This window comes from Neisseria sp. 27098_8_158, from assembly GCF_041433145.1.
GTDB lineage: Bacteria > Pseudomonadota > Gammaproteobacteria > Burkholderiales > Neisseriaceae > Neisseria > Neisseria subflava_E.
Genome location: NZ_JAPWAZ010000002.1, coordinates 535,211 through 546,373, shown reverse-complemented (window position 1 = coordinate 546,373; position 11,163 = coordinate 535,211). Strand labels below are relative to the sequence as shown.

Here is an 11,163-nt window from a genome sequence, read left to right as displayed (position 1 = left end):
GCACCAGTGTCACCTTTATCGCCTTTTTCGCCTTTAGCGCCGGCTGCACCAGTGTCACCTTTGTCGCCTTTTTCGCCTTTAGCGCCAGCTGCACCAGTGTCACCTTTATCGCCTTTTTCGCCTTTAGCGCCGGCTGCACCAGTGTCACCTTTATCGCCTTTTTCGCCTTTAGCGCCGGCTGCACCAGTGTCGCCTTTTTCGCCTTTAGCGCCGGCTGCACCAGTGTCACCTTTATCGCCTTTTTCGCCTTTAGCGCCGGCTGCACCAGTGTCACCTTTGTCGCCTTTAGCGCCGGCTGCGCCAGTAGCACCGTCTTTACCGTCTTTACCGTTTTTACCGTCTTTTACGATGGTAGTAGTGACTGAGCCATCACTTTGATCGGTAATAGTGATGGTATGGGTACCGTTTTCGTTATCATCTTCAACTTCAATAGTGTAGTTAGTACCATCTTCGCCTTTAGGACCAGTTGCACCAGTATCGCCTTTAGGACCAGTTGCACCAGTATCGCCTTTAGGGCCAGTTGCACCAGTTGCACCAGTTGCGCCGGTAGCACCAGTAGAACCACCACCAATTACGCTCAGGGTGTACTCGTTAGTGCCGTTTGAGGTCATTGTCAAACCGTTACCAGCGATCAGTTTCAGGGTGTTATTGGCATTTGATTTAGGATCGTATTTGTAAGTACCTTCAGCTGGCGAGCTACCGCTGCCATTGTGGCCTGAGAATACAAACGGATTCAGGTTTTCGATGCGGTTTGCAACAGCGTACAATTGAGAGCCGTTGATTGCATCAGTAGAAGTTGAAGAGATACGACCTGCGGCAACGTTTTGAATTTGACGTTCGTTACCTGCAGAACCTACAGACAATACTGCGCCGTTACCCAAGCCGCTGGTTGCACCTGCGAAACCACCGTAAGTGTATTTGCCTACTGTCGCAGAAGAGGTAGGTACGAATGCGTTGGTTGTAGAACCGTTACCCAGGGCTACGCTGTTTTCGATAGTAGATTTAGCTTCTGTACCCAAAGCCAGAGTGTTTTTGGCTGTTGCTTGAGCACCGTTACCCAGAGCAGTTGCATATTCACCACCATTGGCTTGAGCACCACGGCCCAATGCGATGGCTTGTTGTGAAGTGGCTTGGCTTTGTACGCCCAAAGCTACTGAGTATTTACCTGTTGCTTGAGCAGCAGGACCGAATGCAGAAGCAGAAATACCGTCGGCTACAGAACCGCGACCGATTGCTACAGCAGAACCTTGTTTAGCTTTAGCGTCGCCACCCAATGCTACTGCGCCGTTTGCCAGGGCTTGAGAACGTTGACCGATAGCAGTTGCCACGATACCGGTTGCTTGAGCATTAGTACCGATTGCCATAGCTGAACCGGCATTATTAGCACCCACAACACCATCACCATCAGCACCAGTAGAGGTACCATCAGCTTTTGCTTCAAAACCTACAGCAACGTCAGCAGCTTGGTTAGCAACTGCGGCATTACCATGAGCGACAGAGTTATTACCCAATGCTTGAGCTGTAAAACCTGTTGCGAGAGATTGCTCGCCAGTTGCTTTAGAACCAGCACCTGTTGCAATAGCTCGAGTACCGGTAGCAGTAGCACGCAAACCAACAGCAATCGCATTGGTAGCGCCTGCAGTCGTATTTTTACCAACAGCTACAGCATTATCACCAGCTGCTGCAGACTGATAACCAGCAGCAACTGCAGAAGAACCAGAAGCATTAGATTCTTTACCTACAGCAATAGTAGCCTGACCAGATGCTTTTGATTGAGAACCAAAAGCAAGAGACTCACCACCGGTAGCTTGAGCTTGCTTACCAATAGCTACATCCATATCTTTGCTAGATGTTGCCTCTCTACCAATCGCAACAGAGTCAATGGACTGATTAGTTGCACTAAAACCAATTGCAACACCATTTTCTTTAGTTGCATTTGCACCTTTACCAATAGCTACTGCTTTATCGCCAGTACCAGTTGCATTAGTACCAATAGCAATTGCGTCATGAGAGACTACATTGTTACCTTCGTTTCTATAAGTATTTGCATCAGTACCAATATTAATATTGTTGAAACCTAGCTCTACCGTCTTCCGATTTTTATCATTAGACTTAATAGTAATTGTACTGTTATCCACATCCACACCTGCCTGAGCAGCACCAGAAGCCATCAAGGCACCTGCAGCAACCACTACAGCAGCTACGGCTTTACGCTTGTCAGAAGCGGATTTTTTGCCGTGTGCATGGCTGATCTCGGAAACCGCGGTCCATGTCTGGGTCGCGTGGTTCCAAATGACTTTAAAGACTTTATTCATATCGATTTTCCTGTAAGGGGTTTGATTTCTTTCGGGACGTTTGCTCGGCCATAAACCGCTTGCCCATACATATGCCGCATTTCAGAGTCTCCCCTTTATGCGGTTTTACGTCGTAATTTCTTGTATGCAATTCCCGTGCCAAAAGTTTCCACTCGGCCGAATGACAGCTAAATTCCTGTTTTATGGGATTTTATGCTGATACATTTTGGGAAGCTTGTGAAGTTTGGGAAACGATGTGCCGTTTTTTGTCAGCTTGTTTCTTAACAAGTCACTTTTTGTCAGCTTCTTTCAATGCATTCGGAATCCTTGTCCAAATTTTATATGCGTTTGGTTTTACAAATCAACTCTTCCGATAAAGTGTTATTTTTTCGCCCTCAACGGTCATGCTAGTTAGATTTACTTGTTGCTTTTTTTAAACGCTTTTTATAATTATATGATTTTTATTGAAATTTTTAAACAATAATGATTATTAAATAATATGTTAACAGGATAGTTATTTTAGTGATAGATTTAGATGTCAGCTTTTATTTAGAGAATTAATGAGATTTGTATTGAAGGTTGATTTGAATCATGTGATGGGTTTATACAGTCTGTTTTCAGACGGCCTTTAACGTTTTCTAACATTTAAATGGCGGCTTAATGATGCGAATTGATGCGTTATTGAGCCGCTAAATAGTATAAAAAAGGCAAGTGTAAAACTTGCCTTTACGTTTGGAATCGGTCTGTTTTCTATGGTGTAACACCATGCCGTATTTCAGACGGCCTTACCAACGGAATGTTTGGGTCACGCCTGCGGAAGCGCCGTTGTTTCCGGCATAGCCGTAGCCGCCGGTATGGCTGGAGGCGCAGGCGGTGAGTGTGGCGAGGGTCAGGATGAGGAGGATGTGTTTCATGTTTTTTCTCTGAGTGGGTTGGTTTTAGACTTGGGACGTTTTGTTGCCGTATGAATCGGAATAGATATGGCTTTGTTGCTTTGTCTTGATTTAATGTATTGAAAAAGGCCGTCTGAAATCGGTTTTCAGACGACCTTTATTTTATATCAGCTTATCAGTGGCGGAAATGGCGAATACCCGTTACTACCATCGCAATACCGTGTTCGTCCGCTGCGTCGAAGACTTCTTGGTCGCGCATGGAGCCTGCGGGATGGATGATGGCTTTGATGCCCTGCTCGGCAATGACATCTACGCCGTCGCGAAATGGGAAGAAGGCATCGGAAGCGGCACAGGCGCCGTTTAAGTCTAAGCCTGCGTCCTGCGCTTTGCGGGCGGCGATGCGGGTGCTGTCCACGCGGCTCATTTGGCCTGCGCCGATGCCGTAGGTTTGGCCGCCTTTGCCGAAGACGATGGCGTTGGATTTGACGTATTTGGCGACGTTCCAGACGAACATCAGGTCATTCCATTCTTGCTCGGTCGGTTGGCGTTTGGAGACGACTTTCAAATCGGCGCGGTTGAGGCGGTGGATGTCGGGGGTTTGTACCAATAGTCCGCCGCCGACGCGTTTGAGTTCAAAGCGGTTGGCACCTGCTTCGAGCGGCACTTCCAATACGCGCACGTTTTTCTTGGCGGCGGCGATTTCGAGGGCTTCGGCGGTGAACTTCGGCGCCATAAGGACTTCCATAAATTGGTTGTCGGTAATTTGTTTGACGGTTGCGCCGTCCACTTCGCGGTTGAAGGCGATGATGCCGCCGAATGCGCTGGTGGTATCGGTAGCGTAGGCGAGTTTGTAGGCGGTCAAGGTATCGGCTGCAACGGCAACGCCGCACGGATTGGCGTGTTTCACGATCACGCAGGCCGGCGCGTCAAAAGATTTAACGGCTTCCCATGCGGCATCGGCATCGGCGATGTTGTTGTACGACAATTCTTTGCCTTGCAGTTGTTTGTAGGCAGAAAGGCTGCCTGCGGCGGGGTAAATATCGCGGTAGAACGCGGCGCGTTGGTGCGGGTTTTCGCCGTAGCGCATGTCTTGCACTTTAATCCAGCTTTGGTTGAACTGGCTTGGGAATTCGCCGATTTGTGGCTGACCGCTCAAGACGTCGTCTGAAAGCGAGGTCAGGTAGTTGGAAATCATGCCGTCGTATTGGGCGGTGTGGCTGAATGCTTTGCGTGAGAGGTTGAAACGGGTTTTGTCGCTCAAGGCGCCGTTGTTGGCTTCGAGTTCGGCGGCGATGGCAGGGAAATCGGCTGTGTCGGTAACGATGGCGACGTGTTTCCAGTTTTTCGCGGCAGAGCGCACCATGGTCGGGCCGCCGATGTCGATGTTTTCAATCGCGTCTTCCAGTGTGCAGTTTGGTTTGGCAATGGTGGCGGCGAAGGGGTAGAGGTTGACGCACACTAAATCGATATTGCCGATGCCGTGTTCTTCCATCTTGGCGACGTGTTCGTCCAAATCGCGACGGCCGAGGATGCCGCCGTGGATTTTCGGATGCAGGGTTTTCACGCGGCCGTCGAGCATTTCGGGGAAGCCGGTATAGTCGGCAACTTCGATAACGGGAACGCCTGCATCAGCCAAGAGTTTTGCTGTACCGCCGGTAGAGAGGATTTCAACACCGAGCTTGGTCAGGGTTTGTGCAAATTCGACTGCGCCTGTCTTGTCGGATAGGCTGATCAGGGCGCGTTTGATGGAAGACATTTGGATTTCCTTTGTTGAAGGTTTAATCGATATGGGATGAATTTTCAGGGCGGTATTATCCGCTATTTTCGCCTTTTTGGCAGTAGGTTTTTATAGATATTGTTAACAATTTTATTGTAAAAGGCCGTCTGAAACTTGGTTTCAGACGGCCTTTTGCTTTTGCCTATTTAAATCCCATTTTCTTTGCCACCCATACTGCACCTGCCATGCCTGTACATAATGGCATGAGTAAGGCAACAGGGGCGTAAGTTAGCTCCAAAATAAAGGCTATGGCTGTCAGGGGCATTTTGAGGGAAACGCCGAGGAAAACGGCAGCGCCGACAACGGCCGCGCTTTCGGAGGACATGGTGGGAAAGAAAGTGTTCCACGCGGCTGCGGCCGCAAAGGCGATGGTACTGCCGAGCATCATGGACGGGGTAATCAGGCCGCCGTATGCGCCTGCCGCCAGCGCCATTAAGACGACCAGCCATTTGACGGCGGTCAGCTCAAGGCTGTGTTGCCAGTCGGTTATGCCGCCAAAGGTCAGTTGGTTGCCTGCTTTGCCGTTGCCCAAAATTTCGGGAAACCAAACGGCAATCACGCCAATGAGTGCAAACATACAGACGGCCAAGGGAATGATTTTGATGTTGTCGCGCTTGATGAAGGGAAACTTTTGGGCTGTGCGCTGGAAAAAGACGGCGGTTGCACCCAGTATCGGGCCGATGATGGCGGAAAACCAAAGTAATGATGTGTTGATGGAAAGGTTGGTCGGATGATATTGCTGCACGTCGCCCAAGCCGATGCGTGCGACGGCAGTGGCGATGACGGAAGTCAGCAATGCGGCGGCAACTGCTTGCTGCGTCCATACGCCCAGCATGGCTTCGAGGATGAAAAGTGTGGAGGCGAGCGGCACGTTATACACGGCCGCCAAACCTGCACCCGAGGCGCACGCGATGACCAGCCTTGCGTCGTCTTCGCTCAACCCGAAACGGTTGACGCCTACTGAAGCAAAGGCGGCGGTCATTTCGCGCGGCGCAACTTCGCGGCCGAGCGGCGAGCCCAGCCCGACGGTAATGATTTGCAACAGGGCATGGCTGACGGTTTCAAAAAATGGAAAACCGGCAAGCGGATTTTTAACCACGGCTTTAATGCTCGGTTGCGGTCTGCCGTAGCGTTTGAGCAACCACCACCCCAAGCCGACCACCACGCCGCAAAAGGCCATCACGCCGATACGTCGCTCTGGACTTGCCTGCGATACGCCCTCTCGGAATGAAACGTATAGGCCGTCTGAACCGTAACCATAGGCAAGATGTTGAATTGTATGCATGATTTCGGTTAATACAATGCCGACCATGCCGCCGATAATGCCGGTAATGATGAGGGCGACCCAAAGTTTATGCGTTTCTTTCACGGGATTTGACTTGAGGTAGTAGTGGTTTGATAAAAGCGTTTTTCAAGGAAACTATTGTCCGCCTAAGGGATAGTTTTTGGGGGCGACGTGGGTTTGGCCGTTATAAGGGAAAATATATTTCTGATTTTTATAATTTTTCTTTCCTGATACGCCGCTGAGTTTTGCAGCCAACGCCCATACGCCGGATACGGCAGGACGGCTTTTGTCAAAAGCAATTTTGGCTTCCAGGCTGGTATATCTGTCTTTGCAGAGGCGTTTTTCACGCCCTTTCCATTCATCGCAATCGCCAAAATATGCGCCGTTATCGTTACCGTTGATAATTAAGCTTTTACGGACACGGTTGCTATTATCGGTAAACAGGAAATTTTCTCCGGTTGTCGTTTCACCCTGACCTGTATAACCTGACTCGACAGTGTAGCCCCAGTTCTGCTCACCCATCTGGACAAACCGCCAATCCTTATTCTCCGGCACATCCCCCCATGCGCCAATTTCATCGCTTCCATGTTGTTTGATTGCCCACTTTCCGTCTGTTTTTTCCAAAACAAACAATTCCGCCAGACCCGAAGAAGCATGCGCGTCCTGTTTTACTTTTTGTTGCATATCGTAGGCAAAACCTGTGTACAACACATAGCGCGTGGCTTTGCCGTTGCGCGTTACGGCATGGTCGGCAACGGGTTTCATGCAATACATAATATTGTCAGATACTGTCTCACTGTCTTTCGGCGGCTTGGCGAGCTGGCATTTGTGCGCGGCAAGCGGTCGGTTGTAATACTTGGCAATGACAGCTTGTACGGCGGCTTTATCGTTATCGGGTGCAGCCGACGCCAAGATAGGGCAGGCAAGCAAAAGCAGGGAGATAATGTGTTTCATAGAAATTTTCCCAAAATGTTTTATTGAAAAAAGATACTGCTTACTTCAGGCCGTCTGAAACCGTTTTCAGACGGCTTTTTTGTGTTTGTTGCTGACACGCGCCAACATACCGGCGACAAAAGTGGACGCAATAACGACGGTAATGCCCATCGCAGACATAGCGCTTAAATGTTCGCCCAAAATTAACACCGCCATGATAACGCCGATGACCGGCTCAAGCGAAATCAGTAGGCCGGATACGTTGGCAGGGACTTTGTTCATGCCTTTGTTCCACAACAGATAGGCAAGCCAGCTGCAACCGATCCCCATATATAAAATCGACAGCGTACCGCCCCATGACCAGTTGATTTGATAACTGTCTGCCAACACCAGCGAAAACGGCAGACACAACACCGCCGCCACCGCCATGGAAGCCACGGTAAATGCAGGCGCACCGATACGGGCAACCATCTGCTGGCTCGGACGTATCACGCCTGCAAAACCCAATCCCGCAAGCAAAATCAACAGACAGCCGAACCAGTCAATCGTACCGCCCTCTTCCGCGCCGCCCATTACCATCATGCCCACGCCGACAAACGCCGCCGTACCGCAAATCCAGTGGTAAATTTTCGCTTTGTCGTTGAAAAAGAAATGACCGACAAAAACCACCAGCAAAGGCTCCAACCCCACCATGGTAACCGCGCTGGCGGCAGACGTGTATTTCAAACCGATAAACTGGAGCATCAAAACGACAACGTAGTTGACAAAGGAAATCCACAACAACGGCTTCCACTCGCTCCGCGGAATCCTACCCAAATGACGGCGGCACGACGGCAGTACCATCAACGCGGCAATCAACAACCGTGCCTCAACCATCAGCGCAGGGTCGATCATCTCGTAAGAATACTTGGCAGCGATAAAAGAGCTGCCCCAAATCAGCAGGGCAAGTATTTGATAGAACATGGTCCGACCTTTTAAAAAGGATTAATCGTTTCTTCTCTATATTTATTATTCAGACGGCCTGGAGAGTTAGCCTTTTTTATTTTGTCTGCGTCAGCGAATCCAAAAAGTCAAAGAGTTTGGCATTCATTTCACTGAAATCCGCCGCTTCGATTTTATCCGGATGCTGGACATAAGTTTGGGCTTGGCTTTGTTCGGCCACATTTTCGCGTCCGTCCACCGCAATCAGCAGCCCGACGGCTTCATGGTCAAACTCCAAATGGGCCTGGAAGGCATAATGTTTGGGCGCAAAACGGATAATCTGGCGCGGACAGCCTTTGCTGGTTGCCAACACAACCGCCTTATCCGTCAAACCGGGCATATCACCGTGCCAATGGCCGGTATTCAGGGTTTTGCCCAACAGGGAAACATGGGCATCCGCCAAACCTTCCGCCGTCAGCTCAATCGGATAAATGCCGATTTCACGCTCAGGGCTGCGTGTGTGGCGCGCGCCGTAGGCAACGGATAAAAGCTGCGCACCCAAACACACGCCGACAATATATTTATCCGCCACCATCGCCTGACGCATCAGGCACAGCTCTGATTCGGGGTCGTAATACGGGAATGCCTGCCTGTCTTCATCAGGCGATTGCGGCCCGCCCATCACAATCAAAAAATCTATATCATCCACATTGTCAGGCAGGGTTTCCCTTTCGTACACTTTGGTTGTACTGATGTTATGTCCGCGCCATTGCGCCCATTTCAAATATGCTCCCGGCACTTCAAATGCCTCGTGCAAGATGAAATGGATATTTAACTTATTCGGATTTTGCATTGTTATTTCTCCTTCGACCGTCAGGACGGATTGCCCTGCCGCATTACAGCATACCGTGCTGTTGTAATTTTTTACGCAGGGTATTGCGGTTCAAACCCAAAATAACCGCCGCTTTAGACTGGTTGCCGCCGCATTGCTCCATCACGCAGGCAAGCATCGGCTTTTCCACTTGATGCAATACCATATCATACACGCCGCAAGGTTCCGTACCATCCAAGTCTTTGAAGTATTGTCGTAAGTTTTGTTCAATACATTGCGCAATGTCAGTCGTCGTTTGATTCATCGTGATTGTCTTTCTTTAGATTTGTTTTTAAATGATGAGGCCGTCTGAAACTCTTCAGCCTTCCCGATAATGGCATACCCAACGGTTGGTTTTTTCTGAAAGTATTTCAAGATAGGCGGCAAGGGTATCGTATTGTGCCGCAGCACTATCCAAGCGGTTGATTTCCCGGCGTGTTTGCTCTCCGTCGGGCATTTCATCGATGTACCAGCCGATGTGTTTGCGGGCGATGCGTACGCCGGCAATTTCGCCATAAAATTCATGCATGGCGCGGATGTGGTTCAAAATGGTGGCGTTGCATTCTGCCAAGCTCAAGGCCGGCGGCAAAACGCCGTGTTCGGCGTAATGTTTTAAATCACGGAAAAGCCACGGCCTGCCTTGTGCGCCGCGCCCTATCATGATGCCGTCGGCGGCGGTTTGTTTGAGGACGGCGGCGGCTTTTTGCGGCGAAGTAATATCGCCGTTAACCCAAACGGGAATGTTCAGACGGCCTTTGGTTTCGGCAATCAGTTCGTAACGCGCTTCGCCTTTGTACATTTGCGTGCGTGTACGTCCGTGGATGGCAAGGGCTGCGATGCCTGATTCTTCGGCAATTTTGGCGATGGTCGGCAAGTTTTGATGTTCGTCATGCCAGCCCAAACGGGTTTTGAGGGTAACGGGTACGTCCACCGCGTTGACAACGGCTGCCAAGATTTCGGCAACCAACGGCTCGTTTTGCATCAATGCGCTGCCTGCCTGAACATTGCAGACTTTTTTGGCCGGACAGCCCATGTTTATATCAATGACCTGCGCGCCCAAGCCGACATTGTAACGCGCGGCTTCCGCCATCTGCTGCGGATCGCTGCCGGCAATCTGCACGGCCACCACTCCGCCCTCGCCTTCAAAATCGCTACGGCGCAAGGTTTTTTTGGTATGGCGCAAGCTCGGATCGCTGGTCAGCATTTCGCATACCGCCCACCCTGCGCCAAACTCGCGGCAAATCCGGCGGAACGGTTTGTCCGTAATGCCTGCCATGGGGGCAAGTGCGATAGGATTGTCAATGAAATAGCCGCCGATGTGCATGATGTTTGCGCCAAATTGAAAGGGCTGAAATTGTACAATTTTTAAGCAACTTTTCCAATCGTATTTACATGTTACACAATGAAAAAGGCCGTCTGAAACTGAGTTTCAGACGGCCTTTTCAGCCACAACATTCAAATAAACAACATGACAACCATCCCCACTGCGTCCTGAATCATAGCAATAATCGGCCAAATCAGTTTGGCCAGCAGGCCGGTAAACAACAGAATCAGGATAATCCATGTGCCGTATGGCTCGATTTTACGGAACTGCATGGACTGCTTGGCGTTAAGGAAGGTATCGATAAAAATACCGCCGTCCCAAGGCAATATCGGAATCAGGCTAAATGCGACCCAAATCGAGTTCACCATCACGCCGTAACCTGCCATCTGCACCAACGGCGCTTGATAAGACTCAGGGACATACGCGGAAAATACGACGACAAAGCCCCAAAAGAACGCCAAAATCAGATTGGCAATCGGACCTGAAATCGACACCCAACGCCACGCGCGGCGCGGATCGCGGAAATTGCGCGAATCGATGGGCATAGGACGCGCCCAGCCGAACAGAAAACTGCCTATCATCAGACACACCAACGGCACGACAATCGTACCGACAGGGTCGATGTGCGGCAGCGGATTGAGCGTCAAACGCCCAAGCTGCTCGCCGGTATGGTCGCCCCAATAACGCGCCGTATAACCGCGTGCTACTTCGCGCACGGTAATGGCCAACAACACGGGCAATACTGCCAGCAGAAATACGCCTAAATCAAAATTTGCAAACATGGTTTTCCTTATCAAACATGCCGTCTGAAAACAGAAAATATCCTTTCAGACGGCCTGAGGCTTTAATCTTCTTCTGTCTTATC

The 11,163-nt window shown here is 50.2% G+C and carries 9 protein-coding genes and 2 pseudogenes; all 11 read right to left on the bottom strand.

Going from position 1 to position 11,163, the window contains the following annotated elements; translation table 11 throughout:
- Window positions 1-1,838: pseudogene (locus O3681_RS08295) on the bottom strand (hypothetical protein); the annotation flags it as partial.
- Between the two features lie 69 nt (window positions 1,839-1,907).
- Window positions 1,908-2,315, bottom strand: a pseudogene (locus O3681_RS08290) (ESPR domain-containing protein); the annotation flags it as partial.
- 764 nt (window positions 2,316-3,079) lie between these two features.
- Window positions 3,080-3,208, bottom strand: coding sequence for a hypothetical protein (locus O3681_RS08285; protein ID WP_256388401.1), 129 nt, complete (start codon window positions 3,206-3,208; stop codon window positions 3,080-3,082).
- Between the two features lie 154 nt (window positions 3,209-3,362).
- Window positions 3,363-4,943 (bottom strand): bifunctional phosphoribosylaminoimidazolecarboxamide formyltransferase/IMP cyclohydrolase, encoded by a 1,581-nt coding sequence (gene purH / locus O3681_RS08280; RefSeq protein WP_315094257.1) that lies wholly within the window; start codon window positions 4,941-4,943, stop codon window positions 3,363-3,365.
- Between the two features lie 163 nt (window positions 4,944-5,106).
- Window positions 5,107-6,276, bottom strand: coding sequence for a chloride channel protein (locus O3681_RS08275; RefSeq protein ID WP_371459716.1), 1,170 nt, complete (start codon window positions 6,274-6,276; stop codon window positions 5,107-5,109).
- Between the two features lie 108 nt (window positions 6,277-6,384).
- Complete coding sequence (locus tag O3681_RS08270) at window positions 6,385-7,203, bottom strand: hypothetical protein (protein WP_371459707.1); 819 nt, start codon at window positions 7,201-7,203, stop codon at window positions 6,385-6,387.
- A gap of 66 nt (window positions 7,204-7,269) precedes the next feature.
- Window positions 7,270-8,145 carry a DMT family transporter gene (locus O3681_RS08265; protein WP_107723684.1) on the bottom strand — a complete coding sequence of 292 codons (876 nt, stop codon included), beginning with the start codon at window positions 8,143-8,145 and terminating at the stop codon, window positions 7,270-7,272.
- Window positions 8,146-8,221: 76 nt separating this feature from the next.
- Window positions 8,222-8,956: a gamma-glutamyl-gamma-aminobutyrate hydrolase family protein gene (locus O3681_RS08260; protein ID WP_107723685.1), complete on the bottom strand. Its 735-nt coding sequence runs from the start codon at window positions 8,954-8,956 to the stop codon at window positions 8,222-8,224.
- 43 nt (window positions 8,957-8,999) lie between these two features.
- Window positions 9,000-9,239, bottom strand: a complete 240-nt coding sequence (locus O3681_RS08255) for a Fis family transcriptional regulator (protein WP_003684241.1) — start codon at window positions 9,237-9,239, stop codon at window positions 9,000-9,002.
- A 54-nt stretch (window positions 9,240-9,293) separates the two neighbouring features.
- Window positions 9,294-10,298 (bottom strand): tRNA dihydrouridine synthase DusB, encoded by a 1,005-nt coding sequence (dusB, locus tag O3681_RS08250; protein WP_371459706.1) that lies wholly within the window; start codon window positions 10,296-10,298, stop codon window positions 9,294-9,296.
- A 131-nt stretch (window positions 10,299-10,429) separates the two neighbouring features.
- Window positions 10,430-11,080, bottom strand: coding sequence for a site-2 protease family protein (locus O3681_RS08245; RefSeq protein ID WP_371459705.1), 651 nt, complete (start codon window positions 11,078-11,080; stop codon window positions 10,430-10,432).
- Window positions 11,081-11,163: the final 83 nt, after the last annotated feature.

Excerpts from the sequence above, each read along its gene's own strand:
- O3681_RS08285 (WP_256388401.1), bottom strand. The coding sequence starts at position 3,208 with ATGAAACACATCCTCCTCATCCTGACCCTCGCCACACTCACCGCCTGC.
- purH (WP_315094257.1), bottom strand. The coding sequence starts at position 4,943 with ATGTCTTCCATCAAACGCGCCCTGATCAGCCTATCCGACAAGACAGGC.
- O3681_RS08275 (WP_371459716.1), bottom strand. The coding sequence starts at position 6,276 with ATGGTCGGCATTGTATTAACCGAAATCATGCATACAATTCAACATCTT.
- O3681_RS08270 (WP_371459707.1), bottom strand. The coding sequence starts at position 7,203 with ATGAAACACATTATCTCCCTGCTTTTGCTTGCCTGCCCTATCTTGGCG.
- O3681_RS08265 (WP_107723684.1), bottom strand. The coding sequence starts at position 8,145 with ATGTTCTATCAAATACTTGCCCTGCTGATTTGGGGCAGCTCTTTTATC.
- O3681_RS08260 (WP_107723685.1), bottom strand. The coding sequence starts at position 8,956 with ATGCAAAATCCGAATAAGTTAAATATCCATTTCATCTTGCACGAGGCA.
- O3681_RS08255 (WP_003684241.1), bottom strand. The coding sequence starts at position 9,239 with ATGAATCAAACGACGACTGACATTGCGCAATGTATTGAACAAAACTTA.
- dusB (WP_371459706.1), bottom strand. The coding sequence starts at position 10,298 with ATGCACATCGGCGGCTATTTCATTGACAATCCTATCGCACTTGCCCCC.
- O3681_RS08245 (WP_371459705.1), bottom strand. The coding sequence starts at position 11,080 with ATGTTTGCAAATTTTGATTTAGGCGTATTTCTGCTGGCAGTATTGCCC.